At 38.8% G+C, this 22,130-nt stretch carries 20 protein-coding genes and 1 other annotated feature; of the genes, 17 read left to right on the top strand and 3 right to left on the bottom strand.

What is annotated here, in order from left to right; translation table 11 throughout:
- Positions 1–20 precede the first annotated feature (20 nt).
- Positions 21–347, bottom strand: coding sequence for a hypothetical protein (locus tag KHB02_RS06645; protein ID WP_213141015.1), 327 nt, complete (start codon positions 345–347; stop codon positions 21–23).
- Positions 348–538: 191 nt separating this feature from the next.
- Between KHB02_RS06645 and KHB02_RS06640 the strand changes: the two genes are divergently transcribed.
- From KHB02_RS06640 to KHB02_RS06600, 9 genes are all read left to right on the top strand, one after another.
- On the top strand, positions 539–1,471 hold the full coding sequence (locus KHB02_RS06640; protein ID WP_213141014.1) for a beta-ketoacyl-ACP synthase III: 933 nt from the start codon (positions 539–541) through the stop codon (positions 1,469–1,471).
- Between the two features lie 73 nt (positions 1,472–1,544).
- Positions 1,545–2,783 (top strand): beta-ketoacyl-ACP synthase II, encoded by a 1,239-nt coding sequence (fabF, locus tag KHB02_RS06635; RefSeq protein WP_213141013.1) that lies wholly within the window; start codon positions 1,545–1,547, stop codon positions 2,781–2,783.
- Positions 2,784–2,917: 134 nt separating this feature from the next.
- Positions 2,918–3,712, top strand: coding sequence for a DUF2268 domain-containing putative Zn-dependent protease (locus KHB02_RS06630; protein WP_213141012.1), 795 nt, complete (start codon positions 2,918–2,920; stop codon positions 3,710–3,712).
- Between the two features lie 149 nt (positions 3,713–3,861).
- Positions 3,862–4,884, top strand: coding sequence for an ABC transporter ATP-binding protein (locus KHB02_RS06625; protein WP_213141011.1), 1,023 nt, complete (start codon positions 3,862–3,864; stop codon positions 4,882–4,884).
- Positions 4,884–5,894: an ABC transporter ATP-binding protein gene (locus KHB02_RS06620; protein ID WP_213141010.1), complete on the top strand. Its 1,011-nt coding sequence runs from the start codon at positions 4,884–4,886 to the stop codon at positions 5,892–5,894. The genes KHB02_RS06625 and KHB02_RS06620 overlap by 1 nt, the downstream gene beginning before the upstream one ends.
- 33 nt (positions 5,895–5,927) lie before the next feature.
- A complete protein-coding gene (gene opp4A / locus KHB02_RS06615; RefSeq protein ID WP_213141009.1) occupies positions 5,928–7,643 on the top strand; it encodes an oligopeptide ABC transporter substrate-binding protein in 1,716 nt (571 codons plus the stop codon).
- Positions 7,644–7,827: 184 nt separating this feature from the next.
- Positions 7,828–8,793 (top strand): oligopeptide ABC transporter permease, encoded by a 966-nt coding sequence (gene opp4B / locus KHB02_RS06610; protein WP_213141008.1) that lies wholly within the window; start codon positions 7,828–7,830, stop codon positions 8,791–8,793.
- Positions 8,794–8,806: 13 nt separating this feature from the next.
- On the top strand, positions 8,807–9,718 hold the full coding sequence (gene opp4C / locus KHB02_RS06605; RefSeq protein WP_213141007.1) for an oligopeptide ABC transporter permease: 912 nt from the start codon (positions 8,807–8,809) through the stop codon (positions 9,716–9,718).
- A gap of 153 nt (positions 9,719–9,871) precedes the next feature.
- On the top strand, positions 9,872–10,618 hold the full coding sequence (locus KHB02_RS06600) for a YjbA family protein (RefSeq protein ID WP_213141006.1): 747 nt from the start codon (positions 9,872–9,874) through the stop codon (positions 10,616–10,618).
- A gap of 55 nt (positions 10,619–10,673) precedes the next feature.
- Here KHB02_RS06600 and trpS read toward each other — a convergent pair whose 3' ends face one another.
- Complete coding sequence (gene trpS, locus KHB02_RS06595; protein ID WP_213141005.1) at positions 10,674–11,663, bottom strand: tryptophan--tRNA ligase; 990 nt, start codon at positions 11,661–11,663, stop codon at positions 10,674–10,676.
- 48 nt (positions 11,664–11,711) lie between these two features.
- Positions 11,712–11,930 (bottom strand) — a binding site (T-box leader).
- Positions 11,931–12,554: 624 nt separating this feature from the next.
- Here trpS and KHB02_RS06590 point away from each other — a divergent pair.
- The 5 genes from KHB02_RS06590 (at position 12,555) to KHB02_RS06570 (ending at position 18,324) form a co-directional block, all read left to right on the top strand.
- On the top strand, positions 12,555–14,261 hold the full coding sequence (locus KHB02_RS06590) for a peptide ABC transporter substrate-binding protein (RefSeq protein WP_213141003.1): 1,707 nt from the start codon (positions 12,555–12,557) through the stop codon (positions 14,259–14,261).
- Between the two features lie 110 nt (positions 14,262–14,371).
- Positions 14,372–15,304, top strand: a complete 933-nt coding sequence (gene opp3b, locus KHB02_RS06585) for an oligopeptide ABC transporter permease (protein WP_213141002.1) — start codon at positions 14,372–14,374, stop codon at positions 15,302–15,304.
- Complete coding sequence (gene opp3C / locus KHB02_RS06580; RefSeq protein WP_213141001.1) at positions 15,301–16,323, top strand: oligopeptide ABC transporter permease; 1,023 nt, start codon at positions 15,301–15,303, stop codon at positions 16,321–16,323. Before opp3b ends, opp3C begins: the two co-directional genes overlap by 4 nt.
- A 15-nt stretch (positions 16,324–16,338) precedes the next feature.
- Positions 16,339–17,382: an ABC transporter ATP-binding protein gene (locus KHB02_RS06575; RefSeq protein WP_213141000.1), complete on the top strand. Its 1,044-nt coding sequence runs from the start codon at positions 16,339–16,341 to the stop codon at positions 17,380–17,382.
- The gene (locus KHB02_RS06570) at positions 17,383–18,324 is read left to right on the top strand and encodes an ABC transporter ATP-binding protein (protein WP_213140999.1); all 942 of its coding nucleotides are present in this window, start codon (positions 17,383–17,385) and stop codon (positions 18,322–18,324) included.
- Positions 18,325–18,367: 43 nt separating this feature from the next.
- Here KHB02_RS06570 and KHB02_RS06565 read toward each other — a convergent pair whose 3' ends face one another.
- A complete protein-coding gene (locus KHB02_RS06565; protein ID WP_213140998.1) occupies positions 18,368–18,553 on the bottom strand; it encodes a hypothetical protein in 186 nt (61 codons plus the stop codon).
- Between the two features lie 566 nt (positions 18,554–19,119).
- Between KHB02_RS06565 and spxA the strand changes: the two genes are divergently transcribed.
- The 3 genes from spxA (at position 19,120) to cls (ending at position 22,127) form a co-directional block, all read left to right on the top strand.
- A complete protein-coding gene (gene spxA / locus KHB02_RS06560) occupies positions 19,120–19,515 on the top strand; it encodes a transcriptional regulator SpxA (protein WP_042455300.1) in 396 nt (131 codons plus the stop codon).
- A gap of 348 nt (positions 19,516–19,863) precedes the next feature.
- A complete protein-coding gene (mecA, locus tag KHB02_RS06555; RefSeq protein WP_213140997.1) occupies positions 19,864–20,535 on the top strand; it encodes an adaptor protein MecA in 672 nt (223 codons plus the stop codon).
- 80 nt (positions 20,536–20,615) lie between these two features.
- Positions 20,616–22,127 (top strand): cardiolipin synthase, encoded by a 1,512-nt coding sequence (gene cls, locus KHB02_RS06550; RefSeq protein WP_213141322.1) that lies wholly within the window; start codon positions 20,616–20,618, stop codon positions 22,125–22,127.
- Positions 22,128–22,130 lie beyond the last annotated feature (3 nt).

Here is a 22,130-nt window from a genome sequence, read left to right as displayed (position 1 = left end):
TGCCCTTTTGGAAGGCAGCTTTATTTTTTTTTCCAAAGCTGTTCGACAAACGGATAAATTTTCTGAAACAGGGGCTTTAATCCCCGGGCAGATTCCATTAAAGTATCAACATGCCCCATAATCTCCGTGTAATCAATATTCGGCGGCTGATATTGCGGGTGCTGGAAAAGAGGATCATGTTGGACCGTCCCCTGGCCCTGACGCCCCCGTCCATGTCCGAACATTAATGCCGTGAATGGATCCTCCTCCCACTTCTCCTCTGTTCCATCATGGTTGGCTAAACCGTCAAAGTCTTCCGCCTCTTCATTACCAAAATCCCTCAGTTCATTAAGTTCCCGATCGTCCACAGCATATTTGACTCCCTTCAAAAATAATTCGTTTAGTATTACCTTATGAATAAACCAATAAATGGAATGTACATTAGCGGAGAGATCCCGGAAGAAACTATTGCTAAACAAAGCTCTAATTTGATAAAATTAGTACCAAGTCATAATAATTGATATTAAATGTATTTGGATAATCCAAAGGAGATGGAATTATGCGAGCAGGCATTGTTGGTATTGGAAGATATTTACCGGAAAAAGTGGTTACCAACTTTGATTTAGAGAAAATGATGGATACCTCTGATGAATGGATTCGCACAAGAACAGGTATTGAAGAGCGGAGAATCGCAGCAGATGATGTAAATACGTCTGATATGGCCTTTTTTGCAGCTGAAAAAGCGATTAGTGATGCAGGAATACGTGCGGAGGATCTAGATTTAATTTTAGTAGCAACAGTAACTCCGGATACACCTTTCCCGTCAGTCGCATGTAAAATCCAAGAAAGATTAGGTGCTCATAAAGCCGCTGCAATGGATGTCAGCGCTGCATGTGCAGGTTTTATGTATGGAATTGTGACAGCCAAACAATTTATTGAGTCTGAAGTTTATAAAAATGTCCTTGTTGTAGGAGTCGAAAAGCTTTCAAAAATTACCGACTGGAATGACCGTAATACGGCAGTTCTTTTTGGAGATGGGGCCGGTGCTGCAATCATTGGACCAGTATCAGAAAACAGGGGAATCCTTTCTTTTGAGCTTGGAGCAGATGGTACAGGAGCGAAGCACTTGTACCAGGACGAATATATCATTATGAATGGCCGTGAAGTATTTAAATTTGCGGTAAGGCAAATGGGAGAAAGCTGTATAAATGTCCTTGAAAAAGCAGGTTTAAGCAAAGAAGACGTAGATTTTCTGATTCCACACCAAGCGAACATCAGGATTATGGAGGCCTCTAGACAAAGATTGGAGCTGCCTGTTGAAAAAATGTCCAAAACGGTTCATAAATACGGAAATACTTCAGCGGCTTCGATTCCAATTTCGATAGTTGAAGAGTTGGAAGCAGGAAAATTAAAAGACGATGATCTAATCGTGATGGTTGGATTTGGCGGCGGCCTAACATGGGGAGCCATTGCCATCCGCTGGGGCAAATAATCGTAAGTTTAGCTAATAATAGAACAAGGTTTATTTATAGGGAAAATGAAATCCTAAAAAAGGAGCTGTAAAAATGAATAGACGCAGGGTAGTTGTGACAGGCATTGGAGCGGTAACACCACTCGGGAATGATGCTGAAACAACTTGGAAAGGTATAATTGAAGGCAAATCAGGGGTCGGGCCGCTTACCCGCTTAAATGCTGATGAATATCCGGCCAAGGTAGCGGCAGAGGTCAAGGATTTTAATGCGGAAACTTTTATTGACAAAAAAGATGCAAGAAAAATGGATCGTTTTACGCATTATGCAGTAGCCAGTGCATTAATGGCTGTAAAGGATGCAAACTTAACAATAAATGAAGAAAACTCTCACCGTGTCGGCGTCTGGATTGGTTCCGGTATCGGCGGTATGGAAACTTTTGAAAATCAATTTGAGATGTTCCAAAAAAGAGGCTACAAGCGGGTCAGCCCGTTCTTTGTGCCGATGATGATTCCTGACATGGCCACAGGCCAGGTCTCCATCACACTTGGCGCCAGAGGTTTTAATTCGTGTACCGTTACCGCTTGTGCGACAGGGACAAATTCCATTGGGGATGCATTTAAAGTCATTCAACGCGGGGATGCCGATGTCATGGTAACAGGCGGTGCAGAGGCTCCGATTACGAGAATGGCGGTAGCAGGCTTCTGTGCGAATACAGCTTTATCGACAAACCCGGATCCAAAAACGGCAAGCCGTCCATTTGATAAAAACCGTGATGGCTTCGTTATTGGTGAGGGTGCCGGAATCGTGATTCTGGAAGAGTTAGAGCATGCGCTCTCCCGCGGAGCAAAAATATATGCAGAGATTGTCGGTTACGGAGCAACCGGAGATGCCTATCATATCACTGCACCGGCGCCAGGAGGAGAAGGCGGTGCCCGGGCAATGAAAATGGCAATCGAAGATGCCGGGTTAAGACCGGAGGATATCGACTATATCAACGCTCACGGAACAAGTACTGAATATAACGATAAATTTGAAACAATGGCTGTTAAAGATGTTTTTGGAGAACATGCCTATAAGGTAGCCATGAGTTCAACAAAATCGATGACGGGACATTTACTTGGCGCTGCAGGGGCGGTAGAAGCCATTATTACCGTTAGGGCTATTCAGGAGAGCATTCTTCCGCCAACAATGAATTATGAGACACCAGATCCGGAATGTGACTTGGATTATGTTGCCAATGCAGCACGACCGAAAGAAATCAACGCTGCCATGAGCAACTCATTAGGATTCGGCGGGCACAACGCAACCATTGTCTTTAAAAAATATCAATAATAAGAATTCGGGACCGAGAATATCTATCTTGGTCTCTTTTCTTTTTATGCTACAGCGCCTTGACAACCGAGAACCACCCCTAAAAAGCCATCATAAACTATAAATTAGAATGAACACTTAAATGGGGTGCAATAATGGGGATCATCAGAACCGATCAATGGCTTGAAAAAGATTTTGATCGTCCAATAAAAATCTGTGAACGGCTGCTCCCATATTTTAAGGGGCAAAAAGCCAATGAAATATATAACCAGCTGCAAAACTTTGGAATGTACCGGCCATCCTGGAAATCCCGAAATAATTTAAGTGAAATGAAGGAATACAACGCCTGGGACAGGGTGGAAGAATTGTTCAATATCTATGTAAAGAAATGGTCAGGACCGAATATACCCATTTTCCTTTTCCCGTTAAATGAAAGGGGAGGGTTATTTATTAGGAGAGATGAGAGGAGGAAGGCAGGGGTATCTTTCCCTGATAAGATGTTCCTGTTTCTTTCCGGCTACGAAGATTTAAAAGAAGTTGAAGCTCTATTTGTACATGAATATCATCATGTCTGCCGGCTGCGTGCACTTAATAAGGATTTTAAAGAATACACCCTTTTAGACTCCCTTATCATTGAGGGCCTTGCAGAGTATGCTGTTTATAAACATTGTGGCAAGGAATATTTAGCAAACTGGTGCCGTATGTATACAGATAGGGAAATCTCTTATTTTTGGGATCGTTATATAAAAAAACAGCTAGATATAAGTAAAAGTCAAAAACTCCATGATGAACTTCTATATGGCGGGGGAAGATTTCCGCTGCTGCTCGGATATGCTGCGGGATATAATATTATCCGAAAATTCTACGAGAAGCAAAATTATTCTACAAAACTAAGTTTTACTCAATCTGCTTCAAAATATTTAAAAGAGAATGTTGATTTTTCCAAGTAGAGCCTGATTTTTCAGGCTTTTCCTATTTCAGTTAATTTTGAATTGACTAATTAAACAAAAAAGTCTTGCAATTGCAATAATTCTGTAATAAAATTCTATTTAAATATAACTAATTAACAGAATAATACAAAAAAGTAAGAAGGTGTAGCATGAGCGCAAATAAATCATCACTCAAAGAGGCACCATTGCTAGAAGTAAAAAATTTAGAAACAGCCTTCGATATTGACGGGACTTTCTATAATGCTGTCGATAATGTTTCATTTAAGGTTAAACCAAGGCAAATTGTCGGAGTTGTCGGTGAATCTGGCTGCGGTAAATCTGTCATGAGTTTGTCGGTCATGCAGCTGCTTCCTAAAGGGATAGGGAAAATCAATGCCGGTGAAATCGTTTTTGATGGCATAAATCTTGAAAAAATGACTGAAGCACAAATCAATAAAATTCGCGGAAAAGATATTTCAATGATCTTCCAAGAACCAATGACCTCTCTAAACCCTGTTTTTACAATAGGATATCAGCTTGAAGAGGTTCTTTTTAACCATACGAAAATATCAAAAAAAGAAGCTAGGCAGAAATCAATTGCTTTGTTGAAAAGCGTAGGAATCTCCCGCCCGGAAAAAATCGTTGATGAATATCCGCATCAGCTTTCAGGCGGTATGAGACAACGGGTTATGATTGCAATCGCGATTGCTTGTCAGCCAAAATTGTTAATTGCTGATGAGCCGACTACAGCCCTTGATGTGACGGTTCAGGCACAAATTCTCGAATTATTGAAAAGCATTCAGGAAGTAAATGATATGTCCGTCATTTTAATTACCCACGATTTGGGTGTGGTTGCCGAGATGTGTGACGAAGTCATCGTTATGTATGCCGGCAAAATCGTGGAACGAACTGATGTTGAAACATTGTTCTATAATCCGAAGCATCCTTATACGACTTTACTTTTGGGAGCGGTTCCAAAAATGGAACAAGAGGAAGAAAGACTTAGCTCCATTCAAGGAATCGTACCTTCTTTAACGAATATGCCTAAGGTCGGCTGCCGGTTTGCGAACCGCTGTCCAAAGGCGATGTCAGAATGTCTGACAACAACCCCAATTCTCGCTGAAACCGATTTTGGCCACGAAGTTGCCTGCCTGCTCTATGAAACAAGTAAACCAAGAGAAGGGGTGAGGTAATGAGAACTACTTCTGTACATAACAACCAAGAAGCAATTTCCTCTCAATCTGAAACACTATTACAAATTCAAAATCTAAAAACCTATTATCCTGTTAAAGGTGGCTTTTTTAAGCGGACTGTCGGCCATGTCAAAGCGGTTGATAATATATCCTTTGAGATTAAAAAGGGGGAAACGCTAGGGCTTGTAGGGGAATCCGGCTGCGGAAAATCCACGGCGGGCAGGACCATTTTAAGACTGCTAAAACCAACCGAAGGCAGTATTCTGTTTGACGGAAAAGACATTACGAAAATTTCCGGAAAACATTTACGGGAAATCCGTCAAGATATGCAGATGGTATTCCAGGACCCCTATGCTTCTTTGAACCCGATGCAAATGGTAGGGGATATTATTGCCGAACCAATCTATAACTTTCACAAAAAAAGCAAATCTGAATTAAAAAATGAAGTAATGGATTTGTTAGAAAAGGTAGGCTTGCCGCCAGATGCCTATTATAAATATGCGCATGAATTTTCTGGCGGGCAGCGCCAGCGGATTGGAATTGCCCGAGCCCTTGCGCTGCGCCCGAAATTGATAATAGCGGATGAACCGGTGTCTGCTTTAGACGTATCGGTGCAATCTCAAGTATTAAATCTATTAAAGGATTTACAGGAAGAATTTGACCTGACTTTTCTTTTTATTGCTCACGATTTAAGTGTTGTCAAACATATGAGTGATCGCATTGGGGTTATGTATTTAGGGAATATGGTAGAGATTTCCGATAAAAATAGCCTTTATGCCGAACCCTTGCACCCTTATACCCAGGCATTAATTTCCGCGATACCAAATCCTGATCCACGGCATAAGAAGGAGCGGATCATTTTAACCGGAGATGTGCCAAGCCCAATCAATCCTCCTGCGGGCTGCCCATTCCATCCTCGCTGCCCAATGGCAATGGAGGAATGTTCTAAAAGCAAACCTGTTTTAAAGGAGGTGAAGCCTTCTCACCGAGTAGCTTGCCACCTTTATTAAAACAAAATTTAAATTTATTTAGGGGGGAAACAAATGAAGAAGAGAAGTATGCTCTGGCTTGCAGCTTTAATGCTCATATTATCAGCATTTTTAGCAGCATGCTCCGGCGGCGAAAAAGCCGGTACTAAGAAAGAAGAAAATGGAGGGAAATCTGGCGAAACTGCAGATAAACCTCAAGATGGCGGTACATTAGTATATGCGCTTGATTCTTCTCCAAAAGGAGTATTTAACTATTCCTTCTATGGTGATGCAGTTGATGCTCAAGTAATCGATCTTTTTGACGAAAATTTAATTGACTATGATGCGCAATTAAAAGCACAGCCGCATATTGCTTCCTGGAAAACTTCCGATAATAAAGTATTTGATTTTGAAATCAAAAAAGGTGTTAAATGGCACAATGGTGACGAACTTTCAGTGAAGGACTGGGAATTCGCACTATACACGATCGCTGACAAAGATTATGAAGGCCCTCGTTTCGATAACGTAAGAAACATCGTAGGCGCCCAGGATTTCCATGATGGAAAAACTGACAAAATCGAAGGTATTAAAGTTACTGACGATTATCATATCCAAATCACTTTTGACAAAGCACGCGTAAACAACCTGGATAATCTTTGGACATACCCAATGAACCGTACTGCTTTTAAAGGTGTAGCTGTTAAAGATATGATGAGCGCTGAAACAGTCCGCACCAAGCCAGTAGGTCTTGGACCATTTAAAGTAACAAAAATCGTTCCAGGTGAGTCCGTTGAAATGGAACGCTTCGATGATTACTTTGGCGGCAAACCGCATATTGAAAAGTTAGTTGTAAAAGTAATTGATCCATCTCTATCTGTCGGCGAACTTAAAAACGGTACACTTGACATGACTTCATTCCACCCAAGCATTATCGATCAAGTAAAAGCGCTTGATAATGTAAATACCATCACTTACCCAGGTGTAAGCTTCTACTATGTTGGTTTCCGCTTAGGTACTTGGGATGGCGAAAAGAACGTCATGAACGAACCGAAATACCAAGAAAAGAAGCTTCGTGAAGCGATGTACTACGCAATTAACCGTGAAGAGTGGGTTAAAGCGTTCTTCTTCGGCGTAGGTAAGCCAGTTAACCGGCCAATTCCAACTAACCACTGGATTGCAGCACCAAATGATCAATTAGAGCAATACAAATATGATCCGAAGAAAGCAAAATCATTGTTAGATGAAGCAGGATATAAGGATGTAAACGGCGATGGCTTCCGTGAAGATCCAAATGGTAAGGAATTTGTTGTGAACTTCTCTCACTATGCAACACAAAACCCAACATTTGAAGCACGTGCGAAAGCAATGGCACAATATTGGGAAGCAGTTGGCTTAAAGACAAAGGTTTCTATGGTTGACTTCAACCTTTACTACGATCAGCTTGAAAAAGCGGATAAGTCCATGGAAGTATTCTTCGGCGGCTGGTCAACTGGTGCCGATCCAGACCCAACTCCACTTTGGGGATCTAAGGCTCTTTGGAACTATCCTCGCTGGGTAAATCCAGAAAGCGATAAGCTATTAGATGAAGCTCTTGACATTAATGTTGTTGGTACTGATAACAACAAACGTAAAGATCTATATGTCCAATGGCAAAAGCTATTCATGAAGGACCTTCCAGTTTTACCGATTGCTGAACTTGAAGAAACAATGGCAGTCAGCAAGCGTGTAAATGGCGTTAAATTCGATGTATCTGGTATGAACCGTCCAAATGAATGGTGGATTAAGCAATAATAGCAGCAGATTAACAGCATTAAACTATGCTAAAAGCCTTAACCTTTTGAAAACGAAAGCCTTTTGATTTTTACTGGGATGAGTCATCAGAAGACGGCCAGAGAATCGTCCGATTACTCTCCCAGTTAATAGAAAGGTAATTGCAACAATGTATTTAACATAGTTATAGACAAGGAGAATGCACATGCTGAAGTACTCATTTCGAAGAATTTTGGGCATGATTCCAATGTTATTCCTCATCTCCATCGTCGTTTTTACTTTAGCAAAATTAATGCCGGGTGACGGCATCAGTGGAGAAATCGACCCACGGAATACTGATCCTCAATATATCGCTGAGATGAGGGAAAAATTGGGCTATAATGATCCGATGCCTCAGCAATATTTACGCTGGATCGAAAATTTTGTCCAAGGGGATTTTGGCAAGTCAACCCGCTTTAAAATTTCTGTGGCAGATGTTATATCCGAACGCCTTCCTAATACCCTTATGCTAGGTATTACATCCATACTTATAACTTATATTCTCGCTTTCTTTATGGGATCATATGCAGGTCGAAAACCGTATACATTTGGAGATAACTTTATAGGAGGATTAAACTATTTAGGTTTATCCATTCCATCGTTTATCGCCGGTGTATTTGCGATATACTTATTTTCCTTTACTTTAGGATGGTTTCCTTCCAATGGATCAGTTGATATCGGGGTTACCGATGGGACATTGGAATATTGGTTAAGCCGCCTCCATCATGTATTGTTGCCAGCCATTGTACTAGGTTTATTAAGTACAGCAAGTTATACACAATTTTTACGTAACGATATTATCGAAAACAGTCGTAAGGATTTTGTTCGTACGGCACGCGCTAAAGGGACGCCTGAAAGAAAAATTTATAATGTTCACATTTTAAGGAATTCGATTATTCCTTTGATTACCTTTTTGGGATTTGACCTTGTAGCGATTATTAGCGGTGCCATCATTACGGAAACAATATTTACATATCCGGGTCTTGGACAGCTATTCCTGCAATCAGTTGGAACAAGGGATTATCCAGTTTTAATGACATTGACTATGTTGTTCTCATTCTTAACACTAATCGGAAACCTGGTTGCTGATGTTTTATATGGTGTTGTAGACCCGAGAATCAGGTTAGATTAAAGGGGGAGAAAAGATGCAAATTGTTACACAAAAGGATACCAATATATCAGCACCACCCCCGAATAAGAGCTTATCTCCTTGGGCAATCGCCAGAAAAAAGTTCGTTCAGAATAAACTCGCAATGATTAGTTTCATTTTTTTAGTTATTGTTGCGATTATCTCCTTTTTGGCCCCTTATATCACGACGGCGGATATAACGAGGGTAAATATTGGAGAAATGTCGTTAGAGCCTTCAAGTAAACACTGGCTTGGAACAGATAAATCAGGCCGGGATGTGTTTACAAGACTGCTTTATGGCGGAAGGATTTCGCTATTGGTTGGATTAAGCTGTACGCTTTTTGTTATTTTTATTGGGACATTGGTCGGCTCTGTGGCAGGTTATTTTGGCGGAGCAGTTGATAATCTGTTAATGAGATTTACTGATTTTATCTTAAACTTTCCGTTCTTGGTTTTTGTTATTGTTATTAATGCTATTTTCTTTGGTAAAGTAAGTGGACTATGGGTGTTAATTGCGGTTATCAGTCTTCTGTATTGGGGAGGTATTGCCCGGATTGTCCGCAGTAAAATTCTTGCCGAAAAAGAAAACGAATATATCATTGCAGCAGTTTCCATCGGCTGCTCACCGGCAAAGGTAATTGTTAAACATTTGTTGCCTAACGTTTTGTCAACAATCATTGTTCAGGCAACCATCACATTTGCCTCAATGATTGTTATTGAATCAGCATTGAGTTACCTTGGATTTGGTGTTCCGCAAGAAACGCCGAGTTGGGGAAATATGCTGAATTCAGCAAATGAACCTGATGTGCTTCAATTTAAGCTCTGGATATGGATGCCGCCGGCACTCATCATCACCATGACCATCCTGTCCATCAACTTTATCGGAGAAGGCCTAAAAGACGCTTTCAACCCTAAATCAAGAAGATAAAAATCTACCATTAAGACATGGTAGATTTTTTTTATGAGTCTTTGTACCCAATAATATGGAAACAACCGGAGCAAAATGTATATAAAGGAATAATTTAACTGTAGCCTGCCCATACTGATTGACAAACAGTTTCTTGAAGTGAGGGATTATACAATGTTATATCTTCATGATGTATGGGTGAATTGGTTTGAAGGAGAAGAAAACGGTTATAATGTCTGCCACTTCCACGAATGGCGCAAGGATGACGGAGTTGAACTACTTGACCAAGTACCGCTGCTAAAAGTGGAGCCAATTCTTTTTAACTATATTGAAAATGATTTATCTGAATTGCCACAACAGCTTCTAGATGATATTTTTCAAAAAGCGTATTTAAGAAAAAACCATGAACGGATCCAATTGGATTACTGCTTTGTGGTAACCGATGGGGTTGGAATTCTTGCTGTTGATACGATTGGCTATAATATTCCGATTCGAAAAAGCCGGTTAATACCAAGACAGGAACAGCTTGTGTACGAAATGATCAGCAATCATGAACCAAAAGAATTTGTATTTTATAATCAGTCGAGTAAAAAGGACTTCCATATTCTTTCTCCAGAGCCTACGTTAATGCTGGGCTTGACAAGAAAAGAACGGCAGATTAAGCAGCTTCTGTTTATGGCTTTAGATCAGTTGTTTTCATCAAATAATGAAGCGGAAATTCGTTATTGGTTTACTGAGTGGTGCCCAGAACGCTACCAAACAATCCAAGAACTAAATTTTGCTGATGCCTGGGAACAACTTTATGAAGAAATCAAATTTGGCTGGTCTAAAAAACACGAAATCTTTTGTGAAAATTTAATAAAGGGACAGCCATTTTTTGAGAAGCTTTGGGAAATGGAACACGGTCCAAAGGTAAACTAAAAGCCTGACCCAAAAGGAATATATTTCATTCCTTTTGCGGTTCAGGCTTTTTTTACTATTTGCGCTTTCTTCCAAGACCCATTGCATTTTCCATCTTCTTTAAGGTAAGGCTTGCAATTTTATTTGCTTTCTCTGCACCAAGGTCTAATATTTCATCTAATTCATTTGATTCCATTAATTCATAGTATTTATCTTGGATTGGTTTAAATGCATTAATAACAACATTGGCCAAATCACCCTTAAAGTCCCCATACCCTTTTCCATGGTACATCTCTTCAAGTTCAGCAATAGTCTTATTTCCTAAGATAGTGTATATGGATAAAAGGTTTGAAATACCTGGTTTATTTTCTTTGTCATACTTAACAATTCCTTCTGAATCGGTCACAGCACTTTTAATTTTCTTTTCAATTTGTTTTGGGTCATCAAGCAATGCAAGGAATGCTTTTTGGTTCGGATCGGATTTGCTCATTTTCTTAGTCGGGTCCTGCAAGGACATAATACGGGCACCGACCTCCGGAATGCGCACTTCTGGTATCGTGAGTATTTCTCTATATTTTTTATTAAATCTTTCGGCAAGGTCACGTGTAAGCTCTAAATGTTGTTTTTGGTCTTCTCCTACTGGAACAAGGTCAGCATTATACAATAAAATATCTGCGGCCATTAATGGAGGGTAGGTTAATAAACTTGCAGATACAGCCTCTTTTCCTGCTGATTTATCCTTAAATTGGGTCATACGCTCCAATTCTCCGATATAGGACACACATTGCATTAACCATCCGGCTTGAGCATGAGCGGGAACTTCCGATTGGATAAACAATGTCGCTTTTTCCGGATCGATTCCTACTGCAATATACAAGGCAGCCAAGCTGCGGATGTTCTTTCTCAAAGTTGCGGGATCTTGCGGGACAGTTATTGCATGCTGGTCGACGATGCAGAAGTAGCAATTATATTCATTCTGCAGCTCCACGAATTGCTTAAGTGCACCAATATAGTTACCAAGTGTGATTGTTCCACTTGGCTGAATTCCCGAAAATATTGTCTTCATAAAAAATCCTCCTAAACAAATAGATAAAAAAAGCCATTCATCCCCAAAGATAGGGACGAATGGCTCGCGGTACCACCCTAATTACTCAAAAAAATGAGTCACTTTAAAACCCTTTAACGCGGGGAACGTCTACTCTTACTTTTCCTCTTATAAAGGCTCAGAAAGAAGCTCCAAAGTCCATTCCGTATTTCTTTGTGTTTGTTTCCACCACCCACAAACTCTCTAAAACAAAGGACCATACGTACTACTCTTTTTCAATGCTTTTTTACTGTTATTTAATTATTTCCCATTATAAATGATTTACATATTTCATTTCAAGTCAGTAAAACATAATAAACAACAAGGGCAATGACCATAAAAAGGCCATTTATAATTGCATAAAAAAGGAAGGGGTTTTTATTAATCGTGACAAGTTCTGATAAACCGGGAACATCCTCGAATCTCCGTTTATTAGTCCTAAACGATAGTGCAAAGTTGAAGGACTTGAAAATCGCATCATAAAAACCACTTTGAATGGTAAAAATGAGCAAAAAAGAAAGGAGAAGAGCAAAGGAGATATAAAAAGATATATTGATATAGCTAACAATAGAAATTTCGCCATAAAAAATAAAGGATAAAATGAAAATGGAAAGCTGTGTAAACGCTACCAATATTACACTTTTATTTGGGAAAAATTTCACTTTTATTCCTCCGAAACGTTGTATTGTAAGGTTTTATAACGAGAAAAAACCTTTATAAATATAAATTATAACATAGTAAATTGTAATTCATACGTAAGAATTGTCTCGAAAATGTAAATTAATTTTCAAAAAGTAATGTACAAGAGAATGAAAATATGTATAATAGAGAATGTAGTAATTTTTCAGAATAATAGAAAAGGGAGGTCTACTAGTGAAGAAATCAAAACTTTCACTACTTTTAGTATTATCGCTAGTACTTAGCATGTTTCTTGCAGCATGTTCAGGCGGCGGTAATAAAGACACTGGTAAGGAAAAAGAAGGTACCAAGAATGCTCCTAAAGAAGAGCAGCTTGCTGATAAACAGGAACTGAATGTTCTTGAATCATCTGAAATTCCATCTATGGATAGTGTAATTGCTGAAGATACTGTCAGCTTTACAACAATCAGCAACGTAAATGAAGGCTTATACCGTCTGGATGCTGATCAAAAGGTTATCCCAGCAGTTGCTGCGGAAATGCCTAAATATAATGATGACAAAACTGTTTTAACAATCAAATTAAAAAAGGATGTAAAATGGTCTAACGGCGACCCTGTTACTGCAAACGACTTCGTTTATGCATGGCAGAGAGCTATCGATCCAAAAACAGCTTCTACATACGGCCCGTACTTCATGGCTGGGAAAGTCAAGGGCGCTGAAGAGATCGTAGCCAAGAAAGACAAAGCTACTGCTGAAGATATCAAAACTTTAGGAATTAAAGCTGTAGACGACAATACTTTGGAAATTGACTTAGTAAGACCAGTTCCATATATTGAGTCTTATCTAACATTCCCAATGTTCTATCCGCAAAACCAAAAGTTTGTTGAGGCACAAGGCGCTGACTATGCGAAAGATGCAGCTCACATCCTTTACAATGGTCCATTCAAGTTAACTAAATGGGATGGCCCAACTGCTACTGAATGGGTATATGAAAAGAACGATACTTATTGGAATGCTAAAAATGTAACATTAACAAAGATTAACTTTAACGTATCGAAAGATCCGCAGGCTTCTGCAAACGCCTTTACTGCTGGCGAAGCGGATATTTCACCAAAGCTTGCACAAGCTGCAATCATTTCGCAGTTCGAAGGTTCTGACGAATTAGTACGTTACGTAGAACCATCTATTTTCTGGATTAAAATGAACGAAAAGAACCCAGCATTGAAAAACTTAAACATCCGTAAAGCAATTGCTTTATCAGTAGATAAAAAAGCAATGGTAGACGATGTATTAGCTAACGGTTCTATTGCAGCAAACTTCCTTGTACCAAAAGAATTTACTTTCTTAGATAACAAAGATTTCCGTGCAACAACTAAGGAATACTTGAAGACTAACAAAGAAGAAGCAAAGAAATATTGGGAAAAAGGTTTACAAGAACTTGGAGTTAAAGAAATCAGCTTTGTATACGTTGGCGGTGACACTGAGACTTCGAAGTTAACTGACGCGTTCGTAAAAGGTGAGTTAGAGAAAAACCTTCCTGGATTAAAGCTTGAAATGAATGCTGTACCATTTAAGATTCGTATCGACCGTGAAAACAAACAGGAATATGATTTGTTATTCGGCGGTTGGGGACCAGACTATGCTGACCCAATGACATTCATGGACCTATGGTTAACTGGCGGCGAACACAACAGAATGGATTATAGCAACCCAGAATACGATAAGTTAATCAAGGCTGCTAACGAAGACCTATCTGCTAAGCCAGAAGAACGCTGGAAAACACTTCAAAAAGCTGAAGAGCTATTACTTGAAAAGGATGCAGCACTTGCTCCTATGTATCAACGTTCCGTTAACCTATTAATTAATCCAAAAGTTAAAGGCTTTGCACACCATGCCTTTGGCCCTGACTATAGCTATCAGTGGATTAAAATTACAAAATAAGTAACACTAATCAAATAGAAAAGAGAGTATATTTTCAAATATACTCTCTTTTTACCTGTATCAGAATTGTCGAAAAAAGACGAAAATTTCACCAATTAGGAGGTGTAGGCATGGCAAAATATTTAGTGCAACGTTTCATTTATATGATTATCACACTATTCATTGTTGCATCGGTCACGTTTTTCCTCATGAAACTAATTCCTGGAACTCCATTTAACAATTTCCAAAAGCTTTCGCAGGTCCAACAGGAAATCTTGTTAGAAAAATACAATTTAAACGATCCCGTGCCTGTTCAATATTTTCAATATATAAAGAACTTGGCTGAGGGTGACCTTGGAGTTTCCTTCCAATTCAATAATACCCCTGTGTCAGAACTTCTTGCAAACCGTATTGGCCCATCTGCGGTCTTAGGTTTTCAAGCAATGATTGTTGGGTCCATTTTGGGCATTCTATTGGGTGCCATTGCTGCATTAAAACAAAATACTTGGGTTGACTATGGTTCAACCTTTATTGCTGTAGTTGGTAAATCTATCCCATCCTTTATATTTGCAGGTTTGCTGCAATATTACGTGGCTGTAAAATTGGGGTGGTTTCCGGTCATGCTGTGGCGGGGGCCTGAATATACGGTTCTTCCTACTATCGCCTTAGCCATGTTCCCAATTTCGATTGCGGCCCGGTTTATGCGGACAGAAATGATTGAGGTATTAGGATCAGATTATATTACTTTAGCAAAAGCAAAAGGGGCTAGCTACTGGCAAATCAGTATTAAGCATGCGATAAGAAATGCCTTAATACCCGTTGTCACAGTTTTAGGACCTTTAGCTGTTAGCTTGATGACAGGTTCATTGGTTATTGAAAAGATTTTTGCGATTCCTGGACTAGGGGAGCAGTTTGTCAAATCGATTGCCACCAACGATTATCCTGTCATTATGGGGACAAATCTTTTATTTGCGGCATTATTTGTTGTCGTAATACTTGTGGTTGATATTCTTTACGGAGTCATTGATCCACGTATTCGTATTTCTGGGGGGAAAGCAAAATGATAAATCAAGAAATTTCTAAAGATATGTTTGCGCCCGCCCATATAGACCCATCAAAAAGTGAAAAAATTGCTAAACCTAGCTTGAATTTTTGGCAGGATTCTTGGCTTCGCGTACGAAAAAATAAGGGCGCCGTGGTTAGTATTGTTATTCTTGGTATTTTAATCATCATGGCTTTTGTTGGTCCGATGATTACACCGTATGAATACGATGCCCAGAATACAAAACACAATAATCTGCCTCCAAGAATTCAAGGGCTTGAAAATGTCCACTGGCTTCCTTTCGATGGAACCTTGACTCGTAGAAACGGGACAGAATATAACGCCTACGAGGTGCGGAAGGTTGACAATTATTATTGGTTTGGTACAGACGCTCTTGGCCGAGATTTGTTTGCCCGTGTTTGGACAGGGACGCAAGTTTCCTTATTTATCGCTTTTATGGCAGCATTAATCGATATGCTGATTGGTGTAACTTATGGTGCGGTATCAGGTTATTTAGGCGGACGAGTAGACAGTGTTTTGCAGAGGATTATAGAGGTTATCGTCGGTATTCCGAACCTAATCATTGTTGTTTTAATGATTCTTGTATTAAAACCGGGTATTGTTCCGATTATTGTAGCTTTAACGATTACCGGATGGACTAGTATGGCCCGGGTGGTACGTGCTCAAGTATTAAAATTTAAAAATCAAGAATTTGTCTTAGCTGCCAAAACATTGGGAGCATCCGATACTTCAATTGTTTTCAAACATATGATTCCAAACATGTTCGGAGTAATTATTATTAACACAATGTTTTCTATCCCAAATGCCATTTTCTTCGAAGCATTCTTGAGCTTTATCGGTTTAGGATTACAGGAACCTAATGCATCATTAGGTACATTAGTTGAAGATGGCTTTAAATCGATGATTGCATTTCCATATCAAATGATTATTCCATCCATCATGATTGCTTTAATCATGGTTTGCTTCAACTTGGTAGCAGATGGATTACGAGATGCATTAGATCCAAAAATGCGTGATTAAGGCAGGTGAATCGAATTGGAGAAGATTTTACAAGTTAAAGATTTAAATATTTCGTTCCATACATTTTCCGGGGAAGTCAAAGCCATTCGCGGCGTTAATTTTGATTTAATCAAAGGGGAAACATTAGCGATTGTTGGTGAATCGGGCTCGGGAAAATCAGTCACGACAAAGTCGATTATGCGCCTGCTCCCAGAACATAATTCCGAGATAAAAAGCGGCGAAATTCTTTTTGAAGGCAAAGATTTAACCAAATTAACGGATAAGCAAATGCAAAAAATCCGTGGTAAGGACATTTCGATGATCTTCCAGGATCCGATGACATCATTGAATCCCACAATGAAAATCGGAAATCAAATTATGGAACCTCTGATTAAGCATCAAAACATGTCTAAAGGTGCTGCTAGGGAAAGAGCAGTTGAACTATTAAGACTAGTTGGGATTCCTAAGCCGGAAATTCGTATTGATCAATATCCGCATCAGTTTTCGGGCGGGATGAGACAAAGGGTTGTTATAGCTATTGCGTTGGCTTGTAATCCTAAAGTTTTAATTGCTGATGAACCGACAACGGCTTTAGACGTTACAATCCAAGCTCAAATTCTGGAATTAATGAAGGATTTGCAAAAAAAGATTGATACATCAATCATCTTTATTACCCATGACCTTGGCGTTGTAGCCAATGTTGCTGACCGAGTCGCTGTTATGTATGGCGGTAAAATCGTAGAAATTGGGACTGCTGATGAGATATTCTATAATCCGAAACACCCATATACATGGGGATTGATCAGCTCCATGCCGGATATGGAAACAGATGATGAGGAATTATACTCAATCCCGGGGACACCACCTGATTTATTAGATCCGCCAAAGGGAGATGCATTTGCACCCCGTAACCCTTATGTGATGAAAATCGACCTAGAACAGGAGCCGCCATTTTTCAAGGTGTCTGATACTCATTATGCAGCCACTTGGCTATTGCATCCGGATGCTCCTAAGGTGGAACCGCCTGAGGCTGTAAAAAGGCGTCAAGGTCAATTCCCTGGTGTAAAGGTGGGAAAATAAATGAGTGAAAGAAAAAAATTATTAGAAATAAAGAATTTAAAACAATATTTTAATGAAGGCAAACCTAATGAGGTAAAAGCGGTTGATAATGTCTCCTTTAGTATTTATCAAGGAGAAGTAATGGGGCTTGTAGGTGAATCAGGCTGCGGTAAATCTACAACAGGCCGGACAATTATCCGTCTATACGAAGCCACAGGTGGAGAAGTCCTTTATGATGGTGTTAATGTTCATGGGAAAAAATCCAAGAAAGAACTTAAACAATTCAACCGTAAGATGCAAATGATTTTCCAAGATCCATATGCATCATTAAATCCTCGATTAAAAATAGCAGACGTTATTGCCGAGGGAATCGATATTCATGGGTTGGCTAAATCAAAACAGGAGCGAATGGAAAAGGTATATGAATTGCTCGAAACTGTTGGATTGAACAAGGAACATGCCAATCGTTATCCTCATGAATTTTCCGGTGGTCAGCGTCAGCGGATTGGGATTGCCCGTGCACTGGCAGTTCAACCGGAGTTCATCATTGCCGATGAGCCTATTTCAGCATTGGACGTATCGATTCAAGCGCAGGTCGTAAATCTAATGAAAAAGCTTCAGCATGAAAAAGGATTAACATATTTGTTCATTGCACATGACTTGTCAATGGTTAAATACATCAGTGACCGTATTGGTGTTATGTATTTTGGTAAAATGGTTGAGCTTGCACCGTCAGATGAACTTTACCGAAATCCACTTCATCCATATACGCAATCACTATTATCAGCTATTCCTGCTCCAGATCCGATTAGTGAGCGGGCTCGCAAACGTAAAACATATGATCCAGCAAGCCATAATTATCAGGATAATGAGCAGGTTGAGTTCCGTGAAGTTACGCCGGGACACTTTGTCCTTTGTTCGGAAAAAGAATTTAAACAATACCAAGCACAATCCAAACAATAATAAAAAAAACGATCTCAGATATCGAGATCGTTTTTTTATTATTTTACTTTCTTTTTCCGCCAACGGTTTTCCAGCCAGTTTGAAATCTGGCACTTTGGTCGACAAATTCGCTGCGGCGTTTTCCGCCAAATACCTTTTCACCAATACCGTTTGTGATGACTCCCATAAAAGCTGTAATCCCGATCACTAACAGTGCAACAACTGTTAAATCAGTTATGTATCCAGCCATGATTGTCCCTCCATTTGATGAATCAAAGAATTGATTTTATTTTATTCACTACACTTATTGTAAGTGAACTTTGCCTTTAAGAAAAGAGAAAAATAAAAAACTAATGAAAAGCTATATTTAAATACTGATATCGTTTTCATTTTGTGATTTTAATTGAGAATGGATTTTTCAGAAAAAAACCTAGCAGGTTATTTGTTATTAAAAACTAGATTTAATTCACAATGCATTACCCTCATAAAGCATAAATAAAGATACGAACATTTTAGTATGATTAACAATGAAACGTAATAAAAAATAAAAAAGTAAAAAAATTTTTGAAACTTTTTCAGAAATCATTCGTCTAATATAATAAGGAATCTTAAATTTAGGGGGTATTCTGATAGGGATTATTTTTGAAAAAGGGATACCTTTTTTCGATATTGTAGTGTATAATGAGTGATATAAATTCCTTATTTATAATAATTTTAATTTTATAAACTGCTAATACATTGGAATTGTGTTAATTTCCCTAATTCCGGATTGATATATGATAGATTTGCAAATAATTAGAGGAGTGTGAAACACAGATGGTAACACTATACACCTCACCGAGCTGTACATCATGTCGGAAAGCAAAGTCATGGTTAGAAGAGCATGAGATTCCATATAAGGAAAGAAATATTTTCTCAGAACCTTTATCTATGGAAGAAATCAAAGAAATTCTACGTATGACTGAAGATGGAACGGATGAAATTATTTCAACGAGATCTAAAACCTTTCAAAAGTTAGATGTGAATTTGGATACAATGCCTCTTCAGGATTTATTCAAATTAATTAAAGAAAACCCTGGGTTGCTTCGCCGCCCAATCATCATTGATGAAAAACGTTTGCAAGTTGGATATAATGAAGATGAAATCCGCAGATTTCTGCCTAGAAAGGTCAGAACATATCAATTGCGAGAAGCACAGCGGATGGTAAATTAATTAAGAGTAAAGACCTTTTTTATGAAGGTCTTTTTTTCGTTTTTATTGTTTGAAATTTTTATTGAATTTTGTTATTATTAAAGGAATATCTATATTGGAAATTTTCCCTCTGAATGTTGATTGGACTACTGTTCGTATTGGATATTAGGCGGATTTATGGATTTTGTGAAATTGCGCTTTTTTATTTCCCTTATTTGTTCTTTTATCATAAAATGAAAGTACAAGAGTATTTGCTTTTTTATTTAAAGTTTCATTGAATAAACTTTTTTTAAGAGTGAATGCTAAGGGAGTTATCTGCTTGGGGGTATTTAGTCCCTTCAATATGAACAATGGAAGGGAGAGGTTAAAATGGAGATTGAACGTATTAACGAAAATACGGTTAAATTTTATATTTCCTATGGTGATATAGAAGAAAGAGGCTTTGATCGGGAAGAGATATGGTACAATCGTGAACGAAGTGAAGAACTCTTTTGGGAAATGATGGATGAAGTCCATGGAGAGGAAGAGTTTGTGGTTGAAGGTCCGTTATGGATTCAGGTTCAAGCCTTGGATAAAGGGTTAGAGGTACTTGTGACCAAAGCGCAGCTTTCCAAAGATGGCCAGAAATTTGAACTTCCTATTCCTAATGATAAAATTAAGGATTTGCCTGTTGATGATAAGATTGAAGAACTTTTAGATCAGCATTTTAATCCAAATTATTCAGATGAAGAAGAAGTCCTTCTTGAAGAAGATAGTTTGGAGTTTATTCTTGCTTTTAAAGATTTTGAAGATGTGATCAGTTTGGCAAAAAGACCGGGTCTTGATAACTTAGTCACAACGCTATATCACTTTGAAGGTAAGTATTACTTATATACTGAATTTCCTGAAGATGTTTTCGGGGAAGATGAGATTGATGATGTTTTAAGCGTATTGCTGGAATATGGGTATGAAACACAGTTAACGATTCACCGAATTCAGGAGTACGGTAAAGAAATAATTGCTGAGAATGTTTTTGAAGTTATTCGAAACTATTTTAGCTGAAAAAAGTACCGATTTCACAGTTGAAATCGGTATTATTTTATCTGACTTTAAATATGGGTGTTTCAAAGCAGGTGAGGACACTGAAGAATACGGTTCGGGTTGTCATATTTTTGTTGGTTCTTTCAATTCTTCTTTTTGCTTTCAAAAATCAGTTGGAGAGTGGCATTTTAGGGTTCCTAAGTGTAATGATTTCGCTTTCCGTCATTTTTATCGGGTTTGTAATATTTTTGGAAAACCGACATCCTACACAAACCATAACATGGCTGGTTGTTCTTGGAAGCTTTCCGCTGGTGGGGTTTATTTTTTATCTTCTATTTGGCAGGAATTATCGAAAGGAACGGATGTTTAGAAAAAAGTATTTTCTTGATAAACAGGCATTCTTAACGGTTGAGGGCGAAAATGACCCAAGGAGTGAAGAAAAGCTGCAGTTAATGGGGGAGCATCAAGGTAAATTATTTATGCTTGCTCAAAAACTGGGGAATAGTCCAATATCCTTTGATACAGCAACCAAGGTTTTAACAAACGGTGAGGAAACCTTTTGTCATATAATGAAAGAGCTAAAAAGGGCGAGGCACCATATTCATCTAGAATATTATATTATTAGGCATGATCAGATTGGCCAAGAAATAAAGAATATTTTAATTGAAAAAGCGAATCAGGGTGTAAAGGTTCGTTTTATGTTTGATGCCGTTGGGTCCTGGCAGCTTTCAAAAGCTTATATCAATGATTTAAAGAATGCCGGAATAGAAACTGTTCCATTTGGGCCGGTAAAATTGCCTTTTTTAAATAATAAGTTTAATTTCCGCAACCACCGAAAAATAATTGTCATAGACGGGAATATTGGGTTTGTCGGCGGATTAAATATTGGCGATGAATATCTGGGACGAAATAAGGATATCGGATTCTGGCGGGATACCCATTTGATGCTTCGGGGCGAAGCAGTGCGGACTCTGCAGCTGATTTTTCTCCAGGATTGGTATTATATGACGAATCATAGTTTTCTGACGGCAGAATACTTATCTCCACAAATTGACCACAAAAGCCACGGTGGTGTTCAGTTAATCGCAGGAGGTCCGGATAACGAATGGAGTGTCATCAAGAATATATTTTTCTCCATGATTGGCTCGGCAAGAAAATCAGTCTGGATTGCTTCTCCATACTTTATACCAGATGAGGATATTTTCTCCGCCATTAAAGTAGCCGCCTTAAGTGGAATTGATGTACGGCTTCTAGTTCCAAACCGCCCGGATAAGCGGATTGTCTTTCATGCTTCAAGATCCTATTTTCCTGAGCTTTTAGAGGCAGGAGTAAAGGTGTTTGAATACGAAATAGGGTTTATGCACAGCAAAATTGTCATTGTTGATGGGGAATTGGCCTCAATAGGAACCTCTAACATGGATATGCGAAGCTTTCATTTGAATTTTGAGGTAAATGCGTTCCTTTTCCGTACGAAAAGTACCCAAAAGCTTGTTGCAGAATACCTAAACGATTTGGAATTTGCAATACAATTAGATTTAAAAACATTCCAACAGCGGCATTTGGGGTATCGGTTGCTAGAATCTACTGCAAGACTGCTCTCACCGTTATTGTGAAAA

Source organism: Neobacillus citreus (genome assembly GCF_018343545.2).
GTDB classification, from domain to species: Bacteria; Bacillota; Bacilli; order Bacillales; family Cytobacillaceae; genus Neobacillus; species Neobacillus citreus.
The sequence above is the reverse complement of the archived record's forward strand: the minus strand, read 5'-3'. Positions and strand labels throughout refer to the sequence as shown.